Annotated in this window: 20 protein-coding genes, 1 tRNA gene and 1 pseudogene; 9 read left to right on the forward strand and 13 right to left on the reverse strand. The window is 72.4% G+C overall.

Annotated elements, in window-relative coordinates:
- Positions 1 to 5: 5 nt before the first annotated feature.
- Positions 6 to 2,324: a hypothetical protein gene (locus HHX40_RS23505; protein WP_182882353.1), complete on the reverse strand. Its 2,319-nt coding sequence runs from the start codon at positions 2,322 to 2,324 to the stop codon at positions 6 to 8.
- A gap of 622 nt (positions 2,325 to 2,946) precedes the next feature.
- Here HHX40_RS23505 and HHX40_RS23510 point away from each other — a divergent pair.
- Complete coding sequence (locus tag HHX40_RS23510; protein ID WP_182882354.1) at positions 2,947 to 3,558, forward strand: DUF998 domain-containing protein; 612 nt, start codon at positions 2,947 to 2,949, stop codon at positions 3,556 to 3,558.
- Positions 3,559 to 3,637: 79 nt separating this feature from the next.
- The gene (locus HHX40_RS23515; protein ID WP_182882355.1) at positions 3,638 to 4,933 is read left to right on the forward strand and encodes a cryptochrome/photolyase family protein; all 1,296 of its coding nucleotides are present in this window, start codon (positions 3,638 to 3,640) and stop codon (positions 4,931 to 4,933) included.
- An 11-nt stretch (positions 4,934 to 4,944) separates the two neighbouring features.
- Here HHX40_RS23515 and HHX40_RS23520 read toward each other — a convergent pair whose 3' ends face one another.
- Both HHX40_RS23520 and HHX40_RS23525 read right to left on the reverse strand, forming a co-directional pair.
- A complete protein-coding gene (locus HHX40_RS23520) occupies positions 4,945 to 5,496 on the reverse strand; it encodes a zinc-binding dehydrogenase (protein ID WP_182882356.1) in 552 nt (183 codons plus the stop codon).
- Positions 5,493 to 6,128: a TetR/AcrR family transcriptional regulator gene (locus HHX40_RS23525; protein ID WP_259403883.1), complete on the reverse strand. Its 636-nt coding sequence runs from the start codon at positions 6,126 to 6,128 to the stop codon at positions 5,493 to 5,495. The genes HHX40_RS23520 and HHX40_RS23525 overlap by 4 nt, the downstream gene beginning before the upstream one ends.
- Before the next feature lie 68 nt (positions 6,129 to 6,196).
- Here HHX40_RS23525 and HHX40_RS23530 point away from each other — a divergent pair, with 68 nt between their 5' ends.
- Positions 6,197 to 6,604 (forward strand): PPOX class F420-dependent oxidoreductase, encoded by a 408-nt coding sequence (locus HHX40_RS23530; RefSeq protein ID WP_138461541.1) that lies wholly within the window; start codon positions 6,197 to 6,199, stop codon positions 6,602 to 6,604.
- On the opposite strand, the gene HHX40_RS23535 is transcribed toward HHX40_RS23530, so the two are convergent.
- Both HHX40_RS23535 and selA read right to left on the reverse strand, forming a co-directional pair.
- Entirely contained in the window at positions 6,596 to 8,377 is a 1,782-nt protein-coding gene (locus tag HHX40_RS23535) for a selenocysteine-specific translation elongation factor (protein ID WP_182882358.1), read from the reverse strand. The genes HHX40_RS23530 and HHX40_RS23535 overlap by 9 nt on opposite strands.
- 59 nt (positions 8,378 to 8,436) lie before the next feature.
- A complete protein-coding gene (gene selA, locus HHX40_RS23540; protein ID WP_182882359.1) occupies positions 8,437 to 9,738 on the reverse strand; it encodes an L-seryl-tRNA(Sec) selenium transferase in 1,302 nt (433 codons plus the stop codon).
- A gap of 128 nt (positions 9,739 to 9,866) precedes the next feature.
- Between selA and HHX40_RS23545 the strand changes: the two genes are divergently transcribed.
- Complete coding sequence (locus HHX40_RS23545) at positions 9,867 to 10,646, forward strand: IclR family transcriptional regulator (protein ID WP_182875101.1); 780 nt, start codon at positions 9,867 to 9,869, stop codon at positions 10,644 to 10,646.
- A 167-nt stretch (positions 10,647 to 10,813) separates the two neighbouring features.
- Positions 10,814 to 13,519 carry a caspase family protein gene (locus HHX40_RS23550; protein ID WP_182882361.1) on the forward strand — a complete coding sequence of 902 codons (2,706 nt, stop codon included), beginning with the start codon at positions 10,814 to 10,816 and terminating at the stop codon, positions 13,517 to 13,519.
- Between the two features lie 51 nt (positions 13,520 to 13,570).
- Here the strand turns inward: HHX40_RS23550 and HHX40_RS23555 are convergent, their stop codons facing one another.
- Together HHX40_RS23555 and HHX40_RS23560 are read right to left on the reverse strand one after the other, a co-directional pair.
- A complete protein-coding gene (locus tag HHX40_RS23555) occupies positions 13,571 to 14,449 on the reverse strand; it encodes a hypothetical protein (protein WP_259403884.1) in 879 nt (292 codons plus the stop codon).
- Positions 14,450 to 14,508: 59 nt separating this feature from the next.
- A tRNA-Sec gene (locus HHX40_RS23560) sits at positions 14,509 to 14,601 on the reverse strand.
- Positions 14,602 to 14,694: 93 nt separating this feature from the next.
- Here HHX40_RS23560 and selD point away from each other — a divergent pair.
- Positions 14,695 to 15,708, forward strand: coding sequence for a selenide, water dikinase SelD (selD, locus tag HHX40_RS23565; protein ID WP_182882362.1), 1,014 nt, complete (start codon positions 14,695 to 14,697; stop codon positions 15,706 to 15,708).
- 44 nt (positions 15,709 to 15,752) lie between these two features.
- Positions 15,753 to 16,346 carry a DUF6886 family protein gene (locus HHX40_RS23570; protein ID WP_182882363.1) on the forward strand — a complete coding sequence of 198 codons (594 nt, stop codon included), beginning with the start codon at positions 15,753 to 15,755 and terminating at the stop codon, positions 16,344 to 16,346.
- 168 nt (positions 16,347 to 16,514) lie between these two features.
- Here HHX40_RS23570 and HHX40_RS23575 read toward each other — a convergent pair whose 3' ends face one another.
- The 3 genes and pseudogenes from HHX40_RS23575 to HHX40_RS37065 form a co-directional block, all read right to left on the reverse strand.
- Positions 16,515 to 17,852: a sensor histidine kinase gene (locus HHX40_RS23575; RefSeq protein WP_182882364.1), complete on the reverse strand. Its 1,338-nt coding sequence runs from the start codon at positions 17,850 to 17,852 to the stop codon at positions 16,515 to 16,517.
- A gap of 1 nt (position 17,853) precedes the next feature.
- Complete coding sequence (locus HHX40_RS37060; protein WP_259403903.1) at positions 17,854 to 18,075, reverse strand: winged helix-turn-helix domain-containing protein; 222 nt, start codon at positions 18,073 to 18,075, stop codon at positions 17,854 to 17,856.
- Positions 18,076 to 18,247: 172 nt separating this feature from the next.
- Positions 18,248 to 18,568: pseudogene (locus tag HHX40_RS37065) on the reverse strand (response regulator); the annotation flags it as partial.
- A 109-nt stretch (positions 18,569 to 18,677) separates the two neighbouring features.
- On the opposite strand from HHX40_RS37065, the gene HHX40_RS23585 reads away from it, so the two are divergent.
- A complete protein-coding gene (locus tag HHX40_RS23585; RefSeq protein WP_182882365.1) occupies positions 18,678 to 19,307 on the forward strand; it encodes a hypothetical protein in 630 nt (209 codons plus the stop codon).
- Between the two features lie 165 nt (positions 19,308 to 19,472).
- On the opposite strand, the gene nrfD is transcribed toward HHX40_RS23585, so the two are convergent.
- Genes nrfD through fdh form a run of 3 tightly spaced genes read right to left on the reverse strand, consistent with a single transcriptional unit; the run spans position 19,473 to position 24,349 of the window.
- Positions 19,473 to 20,408: an NrfD/PsrC family molybdoenzyme membrane anchor subunit gene (gene nrfD / locus HHX40_RS23590; RefSeq protein WP_182882366.1), complete on the reverse strand. Its 936-nt coding sequence runs from the start codon at positions 20,406 to 20,408 to the stop codon at positions 19,473 to 19,475.
- Between the two features lie 22 nt (positions 20,409 to 20,430).
- Positions 20,431 to 21,180, reverse strand: a complete 750-nt coding sequence (locus tag HHX40_RS23595) for a 4Fe-4S dicluster domain-containing protein (protein ID WP_182882367.1) — start codon at positions 21,178 to 21,180, stop codon at positions 20,431 to 20,433.
- Positions 21,173 to 24,349: a formate dehydrogenase gene (gene fdh / locus HHX40_RS23600; RefSeq protein WP_182882368.1), complete on the reverse strand. Its 3,177-nt coding sequence runs from the start codon at positions 24,347 to 24,349 to the stop codon at positions 21,173 to 21,175. Before fdh ends, HHX40_RS23595 begins: the two co-directional genes overlap by 8 nt.
- 175 nt (positions 24,350 to 24,524) lie before the next feature.
- On the opposite strand from fdh, the gene HHX40_RS23605 reads away from it, so the two are divergent.
- Positions 24,525 to 24,827 (forward strand): hypothetical protein, encoded by a 303-nt coding sequence (locus HHX40_RS23605; protein ID WP_111701192.1) that lies wholly within the window; start codon positions 24,525 to 24,527, stop codon positions 24,825 to 24,827.
- Positions 24,828 to 24,883: the final 56 nt, after the last annotated feature.

Raw genomic sequence — 24,883 nt, forward strand, 5'->3', positions numbered from 1 at the left:
ACTTGTCAACAGGTGCTCCATTGCACTGTGGCGGTGCGTTCGCCCTTCGGCCCGTGCAGAACGAGCGGCGTCGTCGTCGGCGCGGGGACCCCGCACCAGTAGCGGACTCGCTGCGCGCGAAGGGTGAGCACGGCGGTGTGCCGGGGCTTGAGCGTTCCACTGGACGGCACGACCGACAGGCCGGGAGCCGTTATCCGCCATTTCACCGATTTACCGGCGGTCGTCGAGAGAGAGATCGTGCCTCTGCCGAAGGCGTCGAGCGTGATGACGTTCGGCGCCTGGATGCCCCACGCACCCATCAGCACGGCGGCCGGGGAGGCCGGGGTGTCCCCGGGCGAGGCGGTCGCGGTCGCCTCCGGTCCGCCGGAGGCTCCGCCCGTCGCGCCATTGGTGGTGCCGTCGTTCGTGGTGCCGTCGGTTTCCGTGCCGCCGGTTTCCGTGCCGTCCGTTCCCGCCGCCCCGTCCGTCGAGGCGCCGGCGCCGCCCGCGCCCGCTCCGGCAGCCGGGGTGTCCACCGGGATACTCGCGGGGGCGCTCGCCGTCCCCGCGCCGAGCGGGGCGCCCGCTCCGGCCGCGCCGGGACCGGCCGTCGTCTGTGTGATCCCCGCGCTCCTGGGCTGTGGAGCCGGGGCGAAGAGGTTGATCCCGGCCACCGTCCCGGCCGCTCCCGCGACCATGACGATGATGATCCGTACGGCGGTCGCGCGCAGCAGCGTGACGACCCGCGCCAGCATCGCGACGATCCTGATCTGGACGCCGGGCGACGGGCGCGCGGAGCGCTCCAGGTCTTCCGCCGGGGCCGGGTCCAGGGCCCGATCCAGAGCCGGGACGAGGGCCTCGGTCTCGGGCGTGTCGGCGTGTGCCTCCCTGGCCCTGATCTGCGAAAGCAGGGCGTCGTACAGGGGGGTGTCCTGGCCCGGTGGTGTGCCGGGCCCACCCCGCGAGCCCGGCGCCGCGGTGGTTCCGGGAGAGCCGGCGTGCTCGGACGTCCCGGACCGTGAACCGCCCGGCGGCCGTCCCGCACCCGGCGGCCGGGATGGCCGTGACGTGCCTCGGGGCCGCACGAGGCTCGGCTGTGTGTCCTCCTGCGAGAAGGGCCGCACCGGTCGCTCCGGTGCCGCCTCGGCGCCCCGCTCCGGCCGGGAGTCACGCCGGGTGCCGGGCTTCGGGTCACGCTTCGGGTCACGCCGCGAGCCGGGCTTCGGGTCGCCCTGGGAGGCGCGCTTCGGATCGGGCCGGGAGTCACGGCCGTGCTCCGGCTCGCCGTCCGGGGTGGCCGGGGACGCCGGGGCCCGCGGCGGAACCGTCCGGGACGCCGCGGGGGCGACGGGGGCGGGGGCCGTCCCCACCGGCGCGGTGAGCGGCAGCCCGAAGGACAAGGGAGGACGGCGCGCCGACGACGGCGCCTCGCCGGACGCGGGCCGGTCCGGCGCCGAGTCGTCGGGCCCGGGCTGGTCGGGTACGTCCTGGCCGGGCGCCGGCCGAGCCGGCGCGGGCCGGGCGGGCAGGGCGGGGACGGGCGACCTCCGGACGGGCACGACCGGGGCGGAGGCGATCGGGGCCGGCGTGATCGGGGCCGGCGTGATCGGGGCCGGCGTGATCGGTGCGGGGGCGGGGCGGTTCAGGGCGTCGAGGAGCCGCTGCCGTGTCTCGGAGGTGAGGTCGGCCATCGGCGGACGGGAGAGCACCTGCGGAACGGTGTATCGGATGTTGATGGGCCGTTTGCAGACCACACAGGTCACGATGTGCGTGAGCAGAGCCGTGCGAGCGGCGCCGAAGTCGGCCGCCTCGCTGTTCTCGTCCGGGAAGACGGCGGCAGCCAGGGGGCCGAGCTCCGGGCAGATGGGACGGCCCCTGGCCAGCCCGTCCAGCCCGCTCACCAGGATCTCCACCACGTCCTGGGTGCGCGCGACGAGCCGGCCGGCCTCCTTCGAGGGCAGGGCGAGCACGTGCACGAGATCGCGTAACCCGAGTTCGTGGCGGTAGAGCAGGCGCAGCGTCTCGGCGCCCAGAGGGTCCGCCAGCCGCCACGCGCGCCTCACCGCGCGGAGGTCCGGCCCTCCCGAGCCCGCACCCGGCAGGAACCCCCGCCCCGGTCCGGTGGCGCACTCCCTGCGCAGCGCGGACAGCAGCCAGGCGCGGTCTGTCACGTTCCCGGGCCGCTCGCGGGCGGCGCACGACCGCAACGCGGCGGTCACCGCCGTGAGCGTGGCGGAGGGCTCAAGGTGATAGGACGCGTAGTCCACGAGGTGGGCGCCGTGCTCGTCCACCCATGCCATCCCCCGGCCGGGGTCGAGCGTCACATCCCCGGCGGGCGGGCTCATGCGCACCGGTTCAGGTGGAGGACGGCGACTGCGTCATGTTCGGCCAGAGCATCACCGCGGCCAAGGCGCCCCACTTGCGCGGCGGGAAAATCCGATGCATACCGATACATAGAACGAGATCTTAGACTGACTCGGATGTGTTGGGAAGGAAAAGAACCCGAGAAATCCTCAGTTGAGGATAAGCCGCAAATAACACTGATATGGCCATCCGAAAGGGGCCCAGAAGAGACGCCCGTTATCAACTCCCAGCCTGTCTGGAGAGGTCGCGACACGTCTCCCCTTCCCCTCAGCGAGACCCGGATGACCTGCACGTACCTTCCCATTCTGCACGCGCGTACGCACGTGCCGGGACGGGTTTCCACCGCCGTCCGCCATCCGTCATCCGATCGCCACATCCGATGTGAATAACCTTCATATTTCCGGGGAATAACCTGCCTTTCATGCTTTCTCGGTATTAGGGCGCTTGCCCACAGTGACTCCACCCGGCGCCGCCCGCCCCGGTCGCCCGGAACAGCCCCCCGAAGGCCATGGAAACGCGATCTCCGCGATTTCCCGGCACAAGGCCGCCCGGCGTTTGTCAATCTAGGTTGACAACCGCATCGCGTCAGCCTACGTTGACGCCATGCTTGATCGGCTGCTGCTCGGCTGCGGGCTGGTCGTGGGCCCCCTCTTCACCGTCGCGTACCTCGTGGAAGGCGCCACGCGCGCCGGCTACAGATCGCTACGCCATCCCGTCAGCTCCCTCGCCATCGGCGATCGCGGATGGACCCAGACCACCAATTTCTTCGTCGGAGGCCTGCTCTGCCTGGCCTTCGCCGTCGGCCTCTGGCGTGCCGGCCCCTCACACTGGGGCGCGCTGCTGGTCGGCGTGTGGGCGATCGGCCTGCTCTGTGCGGGGTTCTTCCGTACGGATCCGGTGAGCGGCTTTCCTCCGGGAACTCCCGACCTGCCCCAGCCCAACACCCGGCAGGGAGTCCTCCACGATCTCTTCTCCCTGGCCGGGTTCGTGGCACTGGCCGCGGCCTGCTTCGTGTTCGCCTGGTCGGGCACGCGTGGGTGGGCGATCTATTCGGCCGCGAGCGGTGTGCTCTTCGCGGTGACGATGGTGCTGGCGAGCGCCGCCTTCGCCCAGAAGGAGGGCCTGGTCGATCTGGGCGGACTGATCCAGCGCGTCTCGGTCACCATCGGCTGGGCCTGGCTCGCGGTTCTCTCCGTACGCACGCTGGGCGGCTGATCGTCGCGATCTTCACGATCCCCGCGGTTTCCGCCGGCGCGCCGCAACCACCGGCGCCGGGGACCACGAAGAGAGGAGCGTGGAGGCCGTCGTCGTGCTGTTCAACCGGGATCTGCGGGTCCACGACCACCCCGCGCTGGCGGAGGCCTGCGCGTCGGCCGGGCACGTCGTGCCGCTGTTCGTGCTCGACCCCGCGATCGAGGCCCGGCACCGCCGCGACTTCCTCCACGCCTGCCTGCACGACCTGCGGTCGTCTCTCCGGGCGCTCGGCGGAAACCTCGTCGTACGCCACGGCGACCCGGTCGCCCAGGCCGTACGCCTGGCCCAGGAGACGGGCGCGTCGGCGATCTGGGCGAGTGAGGACGTCAGTTCGCTGGCCCGGCGGCGCGAACGGCGCCTGGCGGCGGAGTGCGAGACCCACCGGCTGGAGTTCCGGCTCTTCCCCGGAGTGACCGTGGTGCCCCCCGGCGCGCTGACCCCGGGCTCGTCCGGGTCGAACCACTATCGGGTGTTCTCGCCGTACTGGCGGGCCTGGTCGGGCACGGCCCACAGGCCGGTGCTCGGCGCACCCCACCGGCTGCGCCTGCCGCCGGGCGTCGAACCCGGAGAGCTGCCCGCGCTGCCCCCCGAGCCGTACGGGATCGTGCGGGGCGGGGAGAGCGAGGGACGGCGCCGGCTCGACCACTGGGTGCGCCACGGGCTGGCCTCCTACGCGGCGGACCGCGACCGGATGGCGGGCCGCACCTCGATGCTCAGCGCCTATCTCCACTTCGGCTGCGTGTCGCCTTCGGAGGTCGTCGAGCGCGCGTGCGAGCGGCCGGGCGGCGAGGAGTACGTCCGGCAGTTGTGCTGGCGCGACTTCCACTACCAGGTCGTCAACGACTTCCCCGAGATGGGCCGGCGCGACTACCGCGACAGGGACGTGGAGTGGCGGCGCGACGAGGACGCGAAGGCGGCCTGGCGGGAGGGCGTGACGGGCGTCCCGATCGTCGACGCGGGGATGCGGCAGCTGCGCGCCGAGGGGTGGATGCACAACCGGGTGCGGCTCATCACCGGTTCCTACCTCACCAAGCGGCTCGGGATCGACTGGCGTGCGGGCCTGGCGCACTTCGGCGAGTGGCTCGTGGACGGCGACATGGCGAACAACTCCGGCAACTGGCAGTGGGTGGCGGGGACGGGCAACGACACCCGGCCCTACCGCACGCTCAACCCCCTGCGGCAGGCGAAGAAGTTCGACCCCGAGGGCGAGTACGTGCGGCGGTACGTCCCCGAGCTGGCGTCCCTTCCGGACGACCTGGTCCAGGAGCCGTGGAAGGTCCGCGGCGGCGTGCCGGGCTACCCCGCCTCTCCGCTGGGCGGCGAGCTCACGGCCTGACCGGCGGCGGCTCAGAAGACCAGGACGAGCTTGCCGGTGGTGTGACCGGACTCGATCAGCCGGTGCGCCCGCGCCGCCTCCTCGACCGGAACGGCCTCCTGGATCCGCACCCGCAGCTCACCCTTCTCCCACAGGGCGACGAGCCCGGCGAGCCGCGCCGCGGAGCGCTCGGTGCTCAGCCGCTGGACGCCGAACCGGTCGGCGGCCGGCTGGTAGGCGATCGTGCCCACGCGTGTGCGGTCGGCCACGAGCTCCACCGAGACCTCCAGGGCCTCCACGGTCCCGGCCGCGTCGAGCGCGGCGTCCACTCCGCCCGGGGCCACGGCGCGCACCCTCCCGGCCAGCCCGTCTCCGTACGCCACCGGGATCACGCCGAGCTCCCGCAGGTAGGCGTGGTTGCGCTCGCTCGCGGTGCCGACCACCGTCGCCCCGGCCGCCCTGGCGAGCTGCACGGCGAACGTGCCGACCCCGCCGGCCGCCGCGTGCACGAGCAGGGTGTCGCCCGCGCCGACGCGCAGCACCTCGGGGCCCCCGTAGGCGGAGAACACGACCGTCCTGCTCATGAACGTCTCCTCGTCATGGCCGCGAGCTGCCCGACGACCCACTCGCGGTACTCCTTCGACAACGGATCGGCGCCGACGATCCCCTCGACCACCCGCGGCAGCGCGATGGGCGCGAAGGTCAGGGCGTAGGCGACCAGCAGGACGAACTCGGCGTCCAGCTCATCGGTGATCTCTCCCTCCTCCTGCCGCCCGCGGGTCCGCTCGACGGCCTCGCGCAGCCGGGCGCGCTGCGCCGCCGCCCACTCGTCGTCGCTCTCCCCGGCCGGACCGTCGCCCGTGCCGGCCGGGCTGTCGCCGAGGGCCTGCCAGATCATCAGTCGCGACCAGTCCGGGTTGTCCAGGGTCGCGGCGAGATGGGCGGCCACGCTCTCGGCGTACGTCGCGCCGGGCGGCGTCACGCTCTCCTGGGCGCGCGCCCACCTGCGGCGCAGCTCTTCGACGAGCCCCTGCTTGCCGCCGAAGTAGTACGAGATGAGCTGCTGGTTGACCCCGGCCCGCTCCGCTATGGAGGCCGTGCGGGCCCCCGCGTACCCCTTCGCGCCGAACTCCTCGACCGCCGCCCGCAGGATGCGCTCCCGGGTCCGTTCGGCCGCCTGCCCGCGCTCCTGAGGTGCGCGCCGTGCTGAAGACATGCGTCTCACCCTAGCCATTCAATCGATTGAGTGACAACTGTCAATCAAACACATGATTAGATGTCGGCATGAGCTTCACAGAGCGCGAGATCGAGTACCTCCACGGTCAGCGGATCGGCCGGCTGGCCACGCTCCAGCCGGACGGGACGCTCCAGGTGAGCCCGGTCGGGTTCCGCTACAACCCCGGGCTCCGGACCATCGACATCGCCGGGCGCGACATGGCGGCGAGCCGCAAGTTCCGCAACGTCCTGGCCAACGGCAGGGTCGCGTTCGTCGTGGACGACGTCCCGTCCGTCGACCCCTGGCGGGTGCGCTGCCTGGAGATACGCGGGTACGGCGAGGCCCTGGCCGAGCCGGCCGACTCGGCGGCGCCCCTCCCCGGCCCGATCATCCGCGTCCACCCGCGGCGCGTCATCAGCTTCGGCGTCGACCCCGGCAACCCGGCGTCCGGCGCTCGCGACGTCCCCTCACACTGACCGGCGGTGGACGTCGTCCACGCGCTCGGTGAACCCCCGGCGGTCGAGGTGCTCCAGCAGGGGCACGGCCACCCGGCGGCTGGTGCCGAGCGCGCTTCTGGCCTGGCTGACCGTGAACGGCTGCGGCAGCCGGGCCAGCACCGCCGCCGCCCGGGCGTCGGCGCCCGGTGCGAGGACCACCCCGTCGGCCACCCGGAGCAGCGCCCCGGCGCGTACGGCGGCGGCGATCTCGCGCGGCCCCAGGCCCAGCTCGGCCAGCCGCCCGGCCTCCGGCGCCTGGAAGGGCGCCGAGGAGAGGCCGGCCAGCAGGGTCCTCACCGCCCCGGCGACGGGAGCCGGCAGCCCCGCCTCCCCGGTCCCCGTCCGGCCGGTCGTGATCCGGCCGTCCGCCACGGTCAGCGGGGGCCGTACGAGGGCCGTCACGAGCCTGCGGTCGGGCAGGCCCAGCTCGTGGCGGGCGGCCTCCAGCGGCATCGCGGGCTCCAGCGGATGCGCCTCCGCGTGGCGCCGCACGACCTCGGGCAGCCGGGCGAGCAGACCGGTCCAGTAGCCGGGATCGGCGTGCCAGTCCCCGGTCACCGGCCGGCCCGGCGGCGGGCTGCCCATCGCGACCAGTTCTCTCCCGCGCAGCAGCAGATGCGTACGCAGGAGGGACGCGGCGTCGGCGGAGGCCTCCGCGAGCGCCTTCGCCCGCTCCCGGGCCGCACCCCGCCGCCGCAGCTCCGGCGGCCGTACGTCGAGGACCGTCGCCCGCGCCAGCACGCGAAGCTCGCCCTGTCCGCGGCCGGGGTCGCGCAGCAGCAGCGTGTCGCCCACGTGCAGCGGAAGCGGCCGGGCCAGGCGCAGCCGCGCCGCCTCCGGGCCGAGCGGCCGGACCTCGCACGGCACCGACGCGGACCCGATGTGGACGGTGAGCCGGCCCGGCAGCGGCCCCCGCGCGCCCTCGGCCATCGTCACGCGCACGTCGGCCAGGCCGGTCGCCGTCCAGGCGCCGGGCGTGACGAGCGCGTGCCCGCGTTCCGCGGCGACCCGCCCACGCAGGTTGAGCGCCACCCTCGCCACCCCGGTGACCGACTCGGCCTGCTCCTTCAGCGACTCCAGACCGCGCACCCGCACCGGCTCGCCGTCCAGTTCCAGCTCGTCGCCGACCTCCACGCGACCGGCGGGCAACGTGCCGGTCACGACGGTGCCGCTGCCGCGCACGCTGAACGCGCGGTCGATCCACAGCCGCACCGGCGCCTCCGGATCGGGCGCGGGCAGCGCCGCCACCAGCCGGTCGAGGGCGGCGCGCAGCGCGTCCAGGCCCTCGCCGGTGCGCCCGCTCACCGCCAGCGTCTCCACCGCTCCGCCCGCCGGTCCCGTACGGAGACCGGCCTCGGTGAGACGGTCGCCCGCGTCCTTCGCCGCCGGGCCGGGGTCGGCGAGGTCCGCGCGGGTCACGACGAGCAGGCCGTGCCGTACGCCGAGGGTGCGCAGCGCGACCAGGTGCTCCTCCGACTGGGGCATCCACCCCTCGTCGGCGGCGACGACGAACATCACGGCGGGCACCGGGCCGACCCCGGCGAGCATCGTGCCGAGGAACCTCTCGTGGCCGGGCACGTCGACGAACGCGACCCGCTCTCCCGAGGGCAGCGACGTCCAGGCGTACCCGAGCTCGATCGTGAGTCGGCGCCGCCGCTCCTCGGCCAGACGGTCGGGCTCCATTCCGGTCAGCGCCCGCACCAGCGTCGACTTCCCGTGGTCGACGTGCCCCGCCGTGGCCACGACGTGCATTCACCCCTCCTTCGTCAGGCGGGCGGCGGCCGCGCCCAGGCCACCGGGCCGTCCTCGCATCAGCGCGCCGCCCTGAGCACGGCGTCGAGCACAGCGTCGATCACCTCGGCGTCCCGTTCCGGCGGCACGGCGCGCGGGTCGAGCAGCAGCCGCCCCCCTTCGACCCGCCCCACCACCGGAGGCTCGCCCTGCCGCAGCGGCACGGCGAGCCGTTCCGGCAGGCTCACCGCCACGCTCGGCAGCCGCACTCCGGGAGCGCCGCCCCCGCCCACGGTCGCCTCGGCCGGCACCACGCCGGCGTCCACGCCCGCCTGGCACACCGCCTTGGCCAGCGCCTCGGCCCGCTCGCGCAGCACGAGGGGATCGGCGTGAAGGGCCTGCCGTACGGGTGTCCCAGGCCCGCGCAACGTCGCCTCCAGCGCGGCCAGCGTCAGCTTGTCCACCCGCAGCGCGCGGGCGAGCGGATGCCGCCTGAGCCGTTCGACGAGGTCGCGGCGGCCGAGCAGCAGGCCCGCCTGCGGGCCGCCGAGCAGCTTGTCGCCGCTCGCCGTGACCAGGTCGGCGCCGGCCCGCAGCACGCTCGCCGCGTCGGGCTCCTCGGGCAGCAGCGGATCGCGTTCCAGCAGGCCGGAGCCGATGTCCACGACCACCGGCACGCCCAGCCCGGTCAGCTCCTCCACCTCCACGGAGCCGGTGAAGCCCTCGACCCGGAAGTTCGACGGGTGGACCTTGAGCACGAACCCGGTCTGCGGGCCGACCGCCTCCCGGTAGTCGGCCAGGCCGGTGCGATTGGTCGTGCCCACCTCACGCAGCCGCGCGCCGGTGGAGACGAGCAGGTCGGGGATGCGGAAGCCGTCGCCGATCTCCACCAGCTCTCCGCGGCTGATCACGATCTCCCGCCCGGCGGCGAGCGCGGTCGCGGCCAGGACCAGGGCCGCGGCGTTGTTGTTGACCACGTGCACGTGCTCGGCGTCGGGCACGGCACGGGCGAGCGCCTCGGCCGCGCCGCGTCCCCGGCGGGCCCGCGCTCCGGTGACGAGGTCGAACTCGACGTCGGTCGCCCCCGCCGCCACCGTCACCGCCTCGACCGCCGCGGCCGACAGCGGAGCCCGGCCCAGGTTCGTGTGGAGCAGCACGCCCGTCATGTTGAGGACCGGGCGAAGGCTCGTCGCGTGCCTCGGCAGCGCCGCCAGCGCCGCCCCGGCGACGTCCTCCGGCTCGATCTCGCCCTGGCGCACCCGCTGCTGCGCCCGTACGACCGCGTCCTTGACCACCTGACGGCCGAGCCGACCGGCCGCCTCGGCCAGCCGGGGGTCCGCCAGCACGGTGTCCGTACGCGGCACCCGCCTCCGTGGATCCACACTTCAACCTACTGCGCTCACCCGCACGGGCCGGCTGGAACCCCCGGTCCCGCTCTTCTCCCCGTACGGGCGGTAACGGCGGAGTCGTCGTCCGCGAGATCCTGTTGACCGACTCGGGAGGGAGGCCCATGGGCATGCGGGACCACGCCGGCGCCGAATCCGGCCGGGAGCCGGCGGACCTGGCCGGGGCGCCGTCCGGACGCGGCGTGCTCGAAGGGGCGTTCCACCTGCTCGACGTGCTGGCGGCGGCCGAGGAGGGAGCCGGTCTCTCGGAACTCGCCCGCGACGCCGGCCTGCCGAAGGCGACCACCTACCGGCTGCTCCGGCAGCTCGCGGCCCTCGGCGCGGTGCAACGACATGGGCAGCGTTACTTCGTGGGCCGGCGGCTCGCCCGCCTGGCCGACGCCTGGCAGCCCGACCCGCGACTGCAGGCCGCCGCCCGCGAACCCGTACGCCTGCTGTCCGCGCTGACCACGACCGTCGCGTTCCTCACCGTGCTGGAAGAGGACCGGGTCAGGGTCGTCACGGCGACACGGGGAGACATCACGGAGGTGCCGCCGGTCCTGCCGGGCTCCGAACTGGCCGAGGCGACCGCCGCGGGCCGGGTGCTGCTCATGCACAGGCCGGACGACGACGACGCGCCCGCGGGGTTCACTCCGGCCGAGTGGCGGCGGTCCCGGACGTCCTTCCGGCGGTCGGGCGCCATCGCCGTCGATCACCAGGACGTCCTTCCCGGGATCTGCTGCGTGGCCGTACCGGTGCGGCGGCCGGACGGCGAGGTCGTCGCGTCGGTGAGCGCGCTCACGATACGGCCGGCGGTGCCGGCGGGGCTCTCCGAACTCGTGCTGCGCGCGTCGAGGGAGATCACCCGCAACCTCGGCCGCATCGACGCTCGGTCCGCTGAGTGAACCGCGCTGTTCCCTCCGCCGGGCCGCCCGGCCGACACTGCATCGAGCCGGCACCACGTACGGCCGGCCCGGTCGGGGGCCGGGGTGCGGGTGCCGGGACGAACCGGCGCACCGGCCCCCGTACGGACACGTCCGCGTGCCGGGAACCGTAAGGGGGAATCCGCGACATGGCCGCTGAGACGACCCGGCTGACCATCCGGATCACCGGGGCAGGCGCTCAGGGGGACGCCCAGGGAAACGCGGACCCCCGTGAACTGGAGGACCTGACGGCGCGGCTCCGGGCGGAGCTGCTGGAGATCGACGTGCTGGCGGCCGAGAACGAGGCGGGGGCGCCACCGCCACCCGGAGCCAGGGCCGTCCTGTCGTTCTCCCTCGGCGGCCTGGTGGTCTCCCTCGCGGGAACCGAGCTGCTCGCCGCGGTCGTGAACGCGGTGACGGCCTGGCTGACCCGGAACCAGCACCGTTCCGCGAAGCTGACGATCGACGGCGACGCGATCGAGCTGACCGGTGTGCCGTCCGGCGAGCAACGCCGGCTGACCGATCTGTGGGTGCGGCGGCACGAGGGCGTACGGCAGGGGGACGCCGGAGCCCCCGCCGCCAGGCGGACCGCCCTCATCGTGGCCGGAGACGAGTACCGCGACCCCGGGCTGCGCCGGTTGCGCGCACCGGCGCGCGACGCCGAGGCGCTGGCCCGCGTGCTCGGCGATCCCGCGATCGGCGGCTTCCAGGTCAGGACGCTGCTCAACGAGCCCACGCACGTGGTCAGCGAGATGGTCGAGGAGTTCTTCGCCGACCGCGCCCCGGACGACGTGCTGCTGCTGCACTTCTCGTGCCACGGCGTGAAGGACGACAACGGAGAGCTGTACTTCGCCACGCCCAGCACGAAGCTGAACCGCCTGGGGGCGACCGCGGTCTCGGCCGAGTTCGTCAACCGCAGGATGAGCCGCAGCCGGTCGAGGCGCATGATCCTGCTGCTCGACTGCTGTTACGCGGGAGCGTGGGCACGGGGCGCGCTGCCCCGCGCCGGCACAGGCGTACACGTGGAGGAGCAGTTCGGCGGCCGCGGCCGCGTGGTGATCACCGCGTCGAACGCGATGGAGTACGCCTTCGACGGCACCGAACTCGCCGACACGCAGGAGCAGGCGCCGTCGGTGTTCACCCGTGCACTCGTGGAAGGACTGGAGTCGGGGGACGCCGACCACGACCAGGACGGCTACGTCGGCATCGACGAGTTGTACGACTACGTCTACGACAAGGTCCGGAGGACGACACCTGGTCAGACCCCGGGGAAGTGGGCGTTCGACCTGCAGGGCGATCTCTACGTCGCGCGGCGCGCCCGCCCGGTCACCGTGCCCTCCCCCCTGCCGGCGGAGCTTCAGGCGGTCATCGACAACTCCATCCCCAGGGTTCGCGCCGGGGCGGTCGAGGAGTTGCGGTGCCTGCTGCGGAGCAGGCACGAGGGTCTCGCCCTGGCGGCACGCCTGACCCTGGAGGAACTCGCCGACGACGACAGCCGCATGGTGTCCAAGGCCGCCGCCGAGGCCCTCACCACCGCCAGGAAACCCCGACCGGCACCGGCATCCGCACACCCCGCACCCGCAGCCGCCCCGGCACCGCAGCCCCCGCCTTCCGCCCCAGCCTCGGCACCGCAGTCCGCCGCGTCCACACCGACATCGCTATCGGCGTCCGCGCCTACCGCGCCGACGTCGGCCTCCACAGGCCCCACCCCCGCATCCTCCTCGCCGGCCTCGGCAGCACGATCCGCGTCCCCAGCGTCGGCGTCGGTAGCGGCGTCCGCGCCTCCCGCACAGGTATCGGAGGAACAGCCCGCGCCCCCGGCACCGAAATCGGCATCACAGTCGGCGCCATCCGCACCGGCATCGGCGACCGTGGTCAAGCCGCCGTCCTCGGACCCGGCCGCGTCATCTGTCTCCGAGGCGGAGACACCGGAGCCGCCCAACCCGTCCGGCGGTGTGACCGGCCCCGGGAACCGTCTCCTCCGAGCCTTCCGGCCGCCCGGCCGAGCCTTCGATCTTCGAACGCTCGCCCTCCCCGCGGCCTTCCTGCTGGCGAGCGCGCCGCTCTCCTGGCTGACCCCGGTCGCCGTGATCTGGCAATGGCTACTGGTGGCCGCCGCGCTCGGGACGGGCCTGCTTCCTTCGGACGGACATGCCCGGGAGATCGCCCGTGGGCTCGCCGCCGGTCTCGGCGCGGTCATGCTGGGTCTGCTGGCGTTTTTCGCGGCCGAGTTCGGCAGCGGCTGGAGCATGTGGATCGCGGCGGCGGGAACCCTGCTCATCCTCGTGGTCGTAATGCTGGAGGACGCGCCGGAAAGGGCGCGGTGGTCATGGTCAGGGGACCGCGCCGTCAGCCTGGTCGCCGTGGCGGTGGTCGTGGCCCACTTCGTCTCTCCCGAACGCATCACTCGCGGCGCCGGAGAGACGCCGCAGTGGTGGGGAGCGATGGTGGTGTCGGCCGTCTGCCTCTGCCTGTTCGTCGTCCGCCTGATCGAGCAGCGACGCGACACCCGCGCCCTCCTCGCATTCGTCCTCGGCGCCGCCGCGACCGTGCTCGTGGTGCTGGATCTCGGCAGGGCCGAGGTGCTCCGCGTCTACCTGCCCACTCTGCTCGTCATGCTGCTACTCGGCATCCGCCCGGCGAGCGGGCGACCGGAGTTCCTCGCCGCCGCCAGGCTCTCCCTCGTCGCGGGCGTCCTCCAGGGAGTCGCCGACCGAGGTATGGCGAACCGCGACTTCTCGCCCTTCATCATCCCCTACACGATGGGTCATCTGATCCTCCAGCTCGTCGCGGCCCTCCTGGTCGCGATCGCCGCCTACACGGCGGGGAGAACCCGCTCACCGCACGACTACTGAAGGCGCCGCCTCACCAGGGCACCGCGAAGAAGACCCCCGCGCGTTGCGCGATCAGGATTCTTCGCCGAACAGATCCGCGACCGAGGTCGCGGTGACGGCCCGCCGCGCCCACTCGTCAAGGCGCTCCAGATTCGTGCATTCCATGATGAAGGCGCGGTCATCCTCGGATACGGGGATGTCTCGAACTTCCAGGATGGTCAGCACCGCCCTTGCCTCGCCCTCCGCACGGCCTTCCTCTAGGCCCTCCTCTCGGCCTCTGCCGTAGTGTTGCCGGGCGAAAGGGCTGTAGACCGGCCAGGTAGTGGACTCCATCATCTCCTCCATCACACGTCGGGCGACCTCGGAAGCCAAGCGGTATGCGTATTCATAGTATTGCGGAGCGTGATCGTCCGGGAGGTACTCAAGCGCGGAGATGAATGCCCTGACCACGGAGATGTCGTCACCATGGCTCATGACTGACAATGCGGCCAACTCCGGATGCTCTGCCGCCTGTGCGACTTTGGTGACTGGCGGAATCTCGGCCGGGCCGATCACCCCGCACTTCAGCTGGAAACCGGGCAGGCTGGTGTCGATGGGCTCCGCCGCCCAGTCAGCCGTCCGCCTGTCCGGGCAGATCACCAGCACCGTGACCGGGCAGTTCACCTGTAGCCACAACGCGGCTGCGTACCGGGGCAGCGCCACCCGTTTGGCAGCGTCCTGCCGCTGCTGGATCTCCACGACAATCGCATGTACCGGGTGATGCCGAGGACCTACCGTTACCACGGTGTCCGGGTGCAGATCGATGGACGGGCGGTCGTTGAGCTCGTTGCTCACCACGTGCACTGGCAGGTCTTCCGGCACAGGGATGCGCAGAGCCTGGCACATCTCCAGGGCGAATTGTGGCCTGTTGCGGAACAGCAGATTGAGCGTGTCATGCTGGGGGGACGGCATGGCACCCAACGTTACACCACTATCACCCTGAGTGATTGATGATTCGCCACGTAGGCGAGCGGAGGTGGACGGGAATCGAACCCGCCAGGCCGAGGACCTCGGCCTCGTCGGTTTTGAAGACCGCGGGGGCCACCAGGCACCCACACACCTCCAGGCAGAAACCTAGCCGGAACGGGGTAGGGACCCGGCGGTGCCCCCACGGCGGCGGCGCGGCGTACGTGAACGACGACCCGGACGGGGGCGGCATGACCGAGACGACGGAACGGGCCGGGTTGCGGCTGACCCAGCAGGCGCACGGGGGCGGCTGCGCCTGCAAGATCCCCCCGGGTGAGCTGGAGAGCATCGTGGCCGGGCTCGTGGCCCCGGATCCGTCGGCGTACGCCAACGAGTTGCTGATCGGCCTGGACGACGGCGACGACGCGGCCGTGGTCAGGATCGAGGGGGGCAGGGCGGTCGTCGCCACCGCCGACTTCTTCACCCCGGTCGTGGACGATCCGTACGACTGGGGGCGCATCGCGGCGACCAACGCGCTCTCCGACGTGTACGCCGTGGGCGGTGAACCGGTCGTGGCGGTGAACCTCCTGGGCTGGCCGAGAGAGACCCTGTCCATGGACCTCGCCCGGGAGGTGCTGCGCGGCGGCCTCGACGTGGCGCGGGCGGCGGCCTGCCACGTCGCGGGCGGGCACAGCGTGGACGACCCCGAGCCCAAGTACGGCATGGCGGTCACCGGCCTGGCCGACCCCGAGCGGCTGCTGCGCATCGACGCGGGCCGGGCGGGAACCCCGATCTCCCTGACCAAGCCGCTCGGCGTGGGCGTGCTCAACACCAGGCACAAGGCGACGGGCGAGGTGTTCCCGCAGGCGATCGAGGTGATGACGACGCTCAACCGGGACGCCTCACGGGCGGCGCTGGCCGCCGGGGCCCGCTGCGCGACCGACGTGACCGGCTTCGGGCTGCTCGGCCACCTCTACAAGCTGGCCAGGGCGAGCGGCGTCACGGCGGTGGTCGACGTGGCGGCCGTGCCCTACCTGGAGGGCGCGCGGCAGGCCGTACGCGACGGCTTCGTCAGCGGCGGCACCCGCCGCAACCTCGACTGGGTGCGCCCGCATCTCGACCCGGGCGGCCTCGGCGAGGAGGACCTGCTCCTGCTCGCCGACGCCCAGACCTCGGGCGGCCTCCTGGTCGCCGGCGAGGTCCCCGGCGCGCCGATCGTCGGCGAACTCGTCCCGGCCGAGGCCGCCGCGATCCGGCTCGTCTGACACGGACGACGCCCGGGACGGCGGTGAGGTGGTAGACCCGGGACATGCGACCTGAGGCGGGCGAGGTGCTGCATTTCTCCGAGGACCCCGATATCACCCGATTCGTTCCACATGTGGCGGCCACGGCGCGGCAGCCGGAGGCGTACGTCTGGGCGGTGACGGCCGAGCGCTGCCCCGACTACTGGTTCCCCCGCCAGTGCCCGCGGGCCATGGCGTGGACGACGCCCGACTCCACGGACGCCGATCGCGACCGGATCATCGGGCCGGGCTGTGGCGAGCGGGTCCATGTCGTCGAATACGGCTGGCTGGAGGCCTTCCTGACCGTCCGCCTGTATGCCTACCGCTTCCCCGCGGAGAAGTTCGTGCCGTTCGGCGAGCCGGTGCCGAACGCGGTGGTGGCGACCGAGCCCGTCGAACCCCTCGGGCCGCCCGAACCCGTCGGCGACCTGCTGCGGCTGCACGAGGAGGCCGGCATCCAGCTCAGGCTGCTGAACGACCTCTGGCCGTTCTGGGACGCGGTGACCGCGAGTTCCCTGGGCTGGAGCGGCATCCGCCTCCGCAACGCCCGCCGCCGGCGCTCACAGCCATTCGTCGATCACGGCGACGAGAATCGCGGTTCCGTGGCGCACGGCGCGTGACCTCGCGGAGTCAGCGGGGTTTACCAAGTGACCACAGGGATGCCGCCATGAGGAGAGCGGTCAGCCCGCTCTTCGAGCTGTCCGACCGCGCGACCCGCGCCGAGCCGTCACCGGCGCAGGGTGACCGGCACTGGCTGGTGCTGTGACCGGCATCGGGCCGGGTGGTCGTCAGGCGCGTTCGCGACGGTGCGCGCGCACCGCAAGATCACCCAGCGGGTACGCCGCAGACCTCCCGGACAACGGGAAGACCGCACGCAGCCTCGCGCCCGGGCTGTGCGGGACCACCTGGAGGGTCCCCCCGTGAGCCCGCGCGATATCCCGGGCGATCGGCAGCCCCAACCCTGAGCCTCCCGTGTCCCGGGTGCGGGCGTGGTCCAGGCGGGTGAAACGGTCGAAGACGATGGCGCGGTGTTCCGGGGGGATACCGGGGCCGTCGTCCACGACGTCGAGGACGGCGTGGTCGCCCGGAGCGGTGAGGGTGACGTGGACTGACGTGGAGGCGTGGCGGACCGCGTTGTCGACGAGGTTCGCGACGAGGCGGCGGAGTTGGTCGGCGGAGCCGTTGAGGAGCAGGTCGGGGGTGAGGTCGAGGTACACGTGGACGTCCGGACGAGGGCGTTTGCGGACGGCCTCCTCGGCGACGACCTGGGCCAGGTCCAGTTCCTCGGCCCGCGACAGGGGTTCGCCGGCGTCGAGCCGGGCCAGCAGGAGGAGATCAGTGGAAAGGGACTGGAGGCGTGCGACGTCGTCCAGTGCCGCAGTCGCCAGCGGCTTCTCGGCGGGCCGGGCCAGCTCCAGCCGGGTTCGCAGGATCGCCAGTGGGCTGCGGAGTTCGTGTGCGGCGTCGGCGACGAACTGCCGCTGCGCGGCGACGGAGGTCTGCAGCCGGTCGAGGGTCGCGTTGACGGTCCGGGCCAGTGCCGCGATCTCGTCTCGGGTGTCCGGCTCCGGCACGCGTTCGTGCAGGCCGTGCGCGGTGATGTCGGCGACCTTCGCCCTGATCGCGGAGACCGGGCGTAGCACTCGGCCGACCGCCAGCCAGGTGAACAGCGCGACCACCGCGAGGAGCGCCGGAACCCCCGGGATCAGCAGGTTCCTCAGCGTGGTCATCGCCGCCAGGGCGGGTGCCTTGGAAGCTTTTCCGAAGACGGTGACCGGGCCGTCCTCGGTCTCGAACGTCCGTCTGACCACGAGAACGGCCGCATCGGGCACCGGAAGGCCGTCGTCTTCGCCGTGGGCGGCCGAGCCCGGCAGCGGTCCCTTCCCGTCCGGCGGCACCGCTCCCTTTTCAAGCGATGGCACCATTCCCTTTTCGTCCCCCGCGTGACCCGGCCCCGACTCCGCCTTCAGAACTCGCATCTGTTCCCTGGCGTCGTTCGCCGCCAACTCCTTGGTGGAGGCCGTCAGGCTCGAGTCCAGCGCGGCGAAAAGCGCGATGGAGGCCAGGCAGAGCGCCGCCGCCACCGCGGCGGTGGCCGTCAGCGTCGTGCGTAGACGTACTCCCATGTCAGCCCTCCAGCCGGTAGCCCACGCCCCGCACGGTCTTCAGCGTCGTCCGTCCGAACGGTTTGTCGATCTTGCGGCGCAGCGCGCTGATGTAGACCTCGACGACGTTCGAATCGCCGTCGTACGCGAAGTCCCAGGCCTGGGCGAGCAGTTCGGCCTTGGTCACCACCTCGCCCGCGTGCCGCGTCAGGCAGTGCAGGATCGCGAACTCCTTGGGTGTCAACGCGATCTGTACGTTCCCCGCGACTGCACTTCAGCCCCGCGGGATCGACCCGGAGATCCCCGGCGGTCAGCACCGTCGGCCGCTCCCGCACCTTGCGCCGGGCCAGTGCCCTGAGTCGCGCCAGCAGTACGACGTACGAAAACGGCTTGGTCAGATAATCGTCCGCGCCGGTGTCCAGCGCCTCCGCCTCGTCGTACTCGCCGTCCTTCGCGGTCAGCATGAGGATCGGCGTCCAGTTCCCGGCCTCGCGCAGCTTCGCGCAGACCCCATAGCCGTGCAGCAACGGCAGCATCACATCCAGCACGATCACGTCGTACGAATGCTCGGTCGCCATCCACAGGCCCTCGCACCCGTCGTGGGCGAGATCGACCGCGAAGCCCTCTTTGGTCAGGCCGTCTTTGAGCAGCTCGGTCAGCCTGCGTTCGTCTTCCACCAGAAGTAGGCGCACGTCGACAGGGTGGAGGTGCGTACCTAAGGCGAACATGAAGATCATCGTTTTCCTCTTCAGGATCGCTTCAGGTGTAGGGGCCCAAACTGCTGAGCGTTCCGTCACCGATCACGGGCAGCCCGCACGGGCAGCCGATCTAGGGAGTGTCCAGAGCATGAAGAAGAGGAGCAGGATCCTCACGGCGGTCGTCATGACGGTGGGCCTCGGCGTCGGCGTCGGCGGCGCCACGGCCGCGTCGGCGACCTCCACCGGCGCCCCGAAGCCGGTGTTCGGCTGCGCCGTGAAGGGCGGGCCGGCGGCCATGGGGGAGGGCAAGACCACCGTCAGGGTCGACCAGGACGGCAAGGTCTTCGTGGACGGCGAGGAGGTCCCGAAGAGCAAGCTGCGCGCCCTCTGCAAGCTGCCTCCGCTGCCCGGCAAGGGCGTCGTCTGCATCATGAAGAAGGCCGACAAGGGCGGCAAGTTCAGGGGGGAGAAGTTCAGGGGGGAGACGTTCAGAACGGACACGTTCAGGGACGGCAAGGTCTTCGTGGACGGCAAGGAGGCCCCGAAGGGCAAGCTGCGTATCCTCTGCAAGGAGCCCCCGCTGCCCGGCAAGGGCGCCGACTGCATCGTGCACGTCAAGGGCGACGAGAGCGGCGAGTTCGGCACGAGCGCCGAGAAGAGCTACGTCGACGGCAAGCGGGCGCACGCCAAGTGCCCCCCGCCCGGGAAGCCCGGTGAGGGCATGGACGACGTGCACGCCGGGGACGACGACGCCCCGGTGACCGTCACGCCGAACTGACACACGACTCGCCGCAGGCGCTGACCACTCCATGCGAACGTCCCGCCGGCCACCTCGCCGACGGGACGTCTCCGCCGGTCAGCCGCGTGCGAGCAGCCGCCTGTACCGCACTGGGCTACATCGAAGGCCTACGCGTGAACCCGGTGATCGTTTCCAGTCACAGCACTAGCGGCCGGGGACGGTGGCGGGGTGGCCCGCGTCGAGGCGCTCACGCTGGGGGACGACGGTGTACCTGGGGTCCCTGGCCGAGACGCGGCCCGCCTCCAGCACGCCGAACCGGGTGCACAGGGCCCCGGCGGTGATCGCGAGCCCGGACAGCGCGGTCAGGGTCCGGCTGCGCCCGGCGACCGTGGCGAGCAGGCCGCCGCCGAGGGTGAGCGCGCGTGAGGCCCGCATGAGCCTGCCCGCCCTGCCCGTCCGGTACGGCTCGCCGAGCAGGCCCAGACGACGCTCCATCAACTCGCCGGCCACGACCTCGGTCACAGCGCCGGCGACCGCCGCGGCGCGGGCGGGCCCCGCCTGCGCCCTGGGGGTGGTCAGCATCAGGGCCGCGCCCGCGGAGGCGAGCGCACTCCCCGAGAACAGGAACGGAAGCTCCCGCATCCCCTCGTGCCACGACGGCACGGCGGTGTCGGCGAGGAGGACGGCCGTGTACGTCGCCATCGCCAGGCCGCTCAGGCCGCTCGCCACCGACGCGGCGTCGCCCACCGGGGTCAGCAGGCCGGTCACCGCCGATCCGGCCGCGACGCCGGTGAGCCCGCTGTGGGCGGCCAGCGTCCAGGAGCCGACGCTCATCGGCGAGGTGAGCTTGAAGACCCGCAGCATGTTCAGGAAGCGCGCGGGCCTGCCCAGTTCGGCGACGAGGAAGACCGTGCCGGCGCTCGCCGCGGTGAAGGCGGTGGCCCGGGCGGCCAGCCCGAGCCGGTCGTGCCCGGCCAGGCGGGCGGCCGCCGCCATCGCGCCCGCCGCACCGGACAGTCCGCCCAGATACAGGTACGTCGGCATGTGGGGTTCGTGCCAGATGGGCTGCTTGACGACCGGCTGGCCGTAGTACGACCGGAACGGCGCCTCCGGCACCACCTCGCCCTGGCCTTTCGGCATCAGATCCTCCCCACCGAGACGATCACGGCTTTCTCCCGGCGAAGCACACCGCCACGCCGGCGGCGAGGGCGAGTGCGGCGCCGCTGGCCCAGCGCCACATCGCGGGCAGGTCGCGGGTGGTCACCACCGGGTCCGGCGGCAGGCCGTACGTCTCCGGCTCGTCCAGCAGGAGGAAGAACGCGCCCGTGCCGCCGACGCCGTCGTCCGGGCTCTCGCCGTACAGCCGGGCGTCGGTTACGCCCTCGGCGTGCAGCCGTTCGACGCGTTCCTGGGCCCGCTCCCGCAGTTCGTCGAGCGGCCCGAACTGGATGGACTTGGTCGGGCACGCCTTGGCGCAGGCCGGTTCCATGCCGCCGCGCAGCCGGTCGTAGCAGAGCGTGCACTTCCAGGCCCGGCCGTCGTCCTCCCGGCGGTCGATCACCCCGTATGGGCAGGCGGGCACGCAGTAGCCGCAGCCGTTGCACACGTCGGACTGGACGACGACGGTGTCGAACTCGGTGCGGAACAACGCGCCGGTGGGGCAGACGTCGAGGCAGGCGGCGTGGGTGCAGTGCTTGCACACGTCCGACATCATCAGCCAGCGGCCGTCCTGCTCGACGAACGCGACGTGCCGCCAGGTGCTCGCGCCGAGCGAACCGGTGTTGTCGTAGGAGGTGGCGCGGAACACGAACCCGTCGTCGGGCACGTCGTTCCACTCCTTGCAGGCCACCTCGCACGCCTTACAGCCGATGCAGACGGTCGTGTCCGTGAAAAAGCCCATCCGCTCAGCCATGGCGGTACCTCTCGACCAGGTCGAGCAGCGCCTGGCCGCGCGGGCGCCGTCCCGGCAGGACGTCGCAGGTGCCGGCCTTGCTCTCCTGGATGTAGACGTTCGGGTCGAGCACGACCGACGCCAGGTCGTTGACGACGTCCCCGGTGATCACGCCGCCTCCGCCGTAGCCCCAGTGGTAGGGCATGATCACCTGGTGGACGGTCCTGCGGTTGATCCGCAGCGGCCGTACCCGTCCGGTCACCAGCACGCGCAGCTCGATCGCGGTGCGGGCGGTGACGATCGTCGCCCAGCCGCCGTTCTCCAGGCCGAGCTCCTCGGCCATCTCCCGGGACACCTCGCAGAACGCCTCGGGCTGGAGCTCGGCCAGGTACGGCAGGGGCCGGCTCATCGCGCCGGTTGTGTGGTGCTCGGTCAACCGGCTGGTGGTGAAGACGTACGGGAACCGGGGCGACAGCGCCGGGTTGTACGGGTTCTCCGGCCGATCGATGGTCCGGCGGGCCGGGTTGGACTGCTGCCCGTACAACGTGTTGCGCACCGCCGACTCGTGCGGCTCGTAGTGGGTGGGCAGGGGACCGTCCGACAGGCCCGACGGCACGTACAGCCAGCCCTTGCCGTCGGACTGCATGATGAACGGATCGGTGCCGGCCAGCGCGTGCTGCGCCTTGGCCCCCTCCGGCGGCACGTAGCCGGGCGCCTTGTCCTCCTCGAAGTCCGGCACGTCGGGGCCGACCCACCGGCCCTGCCCGGCGTCCCAGTAGACGTACTTCTTCCGCTCGCTCCACGGGCGGCCCTCGGGGTCGGCCGAGGCCCGGTTGTAGAGGATGCGCCGGTTGGCCGGCCACGCCCAGCCCCATTCGAGCGCGACGGGACCCTGCTCGGTGTGCGGCTTGCGCCGGGCCGCCTGGTTGACCCCGTCGGCGTACACCCCGCAGTAGATCCAGCAGCCGCAGCTCGTCGAGCCGTCCGGCTTCAGCTCGCGCAGCGACGCCAGCGGACGGCCGTCGGCGTCCGCGCCGTTGATCTCCCGCAGCACGGCCTCGGCGGACGGGTCGCGCTGCTCGCCGATCTCGGGATAGTCCCAGGTCAGCTCCGTCACCGGCCGGTCGATGTCGTCGTCGCCGAGCAGCCGCCTGATCCGCTTGCCGAGGTGGTGGTAGAACCACAGGTCGCTGCGGCAGTCCTCCGGCGGGTCGAGCGCCTTCTCCCGCCACTGCAGCAGCCGCTGGGTGTTGGTGAACGTGCCTTCCTTCTCCACGTGGGTCGCGGCCGGCATGAAGAAGACCTCGGTGCCGATCTCCTCCGTCCGCAGCTCCCCGGTCTCGATCTCGGGCGCGTCCTTCCAGAACGTCGCGGTCTCGACCGTCACGAGGTCGCGGACCACCAGCCAGTCGAGGTTGGCCAGGCCGAGCCGCTGCGCCTTGCCGTTGGCGGACCCGACCGCGGGGTTCTCCCCCACGACGAAGTAGCCCTTGACCTTCCCGTCGATCTGGCCCATGACCGTCGAGTAGTGGCCGTGGTCGCCGGTGAGCCGCGGCAGGTAGTCGAAGCGGTAGTCGTTCTCCTCGGTCGCCGCGTCGCCCCACCACGCCTTGAGCAGGCTGACGACGTACGCCCGCCGGTTGCCCCACCAGCCGGTGTCGGAGCCCTCCCGTTCCAGGTAGTCGTCGAGGCCGTCGTGGCGGTGGGCGTGCGGCATCGCGATGTATCCCGGCAGCAGGTTGAACAGCGTCGGGATGTCCGTCGAGCCCTGGATGCTGGCGTGGCCGCGCAGCGCCATGATCCCGCCGCCCGGACGGCCCATGTTGCCGAGCAGCAACTGCAGGATCGAGGCGGCCCTGATGTACTGCACGCCCACCGAGTGCTGCGTCCAGCCCACGGAGTAGACCCAGGCGGTGGTCCGCTCGCGGCCCGAGTTGGCGGTGACCGCCTCGGCCAGCTCGCGGAACCGCTCCGGCGGGATGCCGCACAGCTCCTCGACCATCTCCGGCGTGTAGCGGGAGTAGTGCCTCTTCAGGATCTGGTACACGCAGCGCGGGTCGGTCAGCGTCGGGTCGGACGGCGGCGTCGCGCTCGATCCCGCGCCGCGCGCGCCGTAGGAGTCGGACCCCGCCGCCTCGGCGTGGTGCAGGCCGCCCTCGGTGAGCTCCTCCTCCTCCTCGGGCCTGTCGCCCTCGTACGCCCAGGTGGACGGGTCGTACCTGCCGGTCTCCTCGTCATAACCGGAGAACAGGCCGTCGAGGTCCTCGGTGTCGCGGAACTCCCGGTTCACCAGGGTCGCCGCGTTCGTGTACGCGAGGACGTACTCGCGGAAGTCGAGCCCGTTCGACAGCACATAGTTGATCAGCGCCCCGAGCAGCACGATGTCGCTTCCGGCGCGGATCGGCAGATACCGGTCCACCGACGCGCTGGTCCGGCTGAACCGAGGGTCGATGTGGAAGACCTTCGTGCCGCGCTGACGCGCCTCCATCACCCACTGGAACCCCACCGGATGGCATTCGGCCATGTTGGAGCCCTGGATGACGATGCAGTCGGCGTTCGCGAGGTCCTGCTGGGACTGGGTCGCGCCGCCACGCCCGAAGCTGGTCCCCAGACCGGGGACGGTGGAGGAGTGTCAAATGCGCGCCTGGTTCTCCACCTGGATCGCGCCGAGGGCGGTGTACAGCTTCTTCATCAGGTAGTTCTCTTCGTTGTCGAGCGTCGCCCCGCCCAGGCTGGCGATGCCCAGAGTCCTCCTGACCTCTTCCCCCTCGTGCGTCTGCTGCCAGGTCTCGCGCCGGGTCCGCACGACCCGGTCGGCGATCATGTCCATCGCGGTCTCGAGGTCGAGCGGCTCCCACTCGGTGCCGTACGGCCTGCGGTAGAGGACCTTCGTCTGACGGCCGGGGTGGGTGACGAGCTGCTTGCTGGCCGACCCCTTCGGGCACAGCCGCCCGCGCGAGATCGGCGAGGCCGGGTCGCCCTCGATCTGGGTGACCTTCCCGTCCTTCACGTAGACGAGCTGGCCGCAGCCCACGGCGCAGTAGGGGCAGACGGAGCGCGCCACCGTGTCGGCGTCCTCCACCCTGGGGCGAAGGGCCTCCGTACGCGGCGAGCGCGCCGCCCGCCCCCTGCCGTCCTCTCCCTTGAGCTGCCGGATCACCGGCCATCGGGAGAGCCATCCAGCACCCATGACGCCTCTACTGCCCCAGTTGCTCCAGGTTCAATCACGAAGAACTCCCAAAGGTTCCGGGGTGATCGGGTGTAGAGCGCGTACGGAGGGCATTAGGCCCTGATCCGGCGCACTCCGGGGGCGAGTCGTGCCTACGGGAAGACCGCACGGGAAGACCTCCACGCAGAGGACGGCGATGAGCGACCAACCGCCCGAGTGGGCGAGAAACATCGAGAAAGTGGCCGTCGAGGCGGCGCGGGAGTTCGGCGCCGCCGTCGAGCGGGCCGGCCGGGCTCTCGGCCGGGCGGTCGATCAGGCGGGGCGGACCGCCAGGGCGCAGGCGGCGATGGCGGCGGCCTACCAGGCCGACCTGGAAGCCCTGGAGAAGGTGCTGCGCGCCCTGCCTCCCGAGCAGGTCAGGGAGATCTCCGCGGCGGCGGCCGTGGTGGCGGCCACCGCCGACCAGGTCCTGGCCCAGACGCCGAAAGATCCCGACTGAGGATCGCCCGCCGGTGTCGCGGCGAAGCGGAGGGGCGAGGGAGGGCGTCGGGTCCC

This window comes from Microbispora sp. H10949, assembly GCF_014161435.1.
Taxonomy (GTDB): Bacteria; Actinomycetota; Actinomycetes; order Streptosporangiales; family Streptosporangiaceae; genus Microbispora; species Microbispora triticiradicis.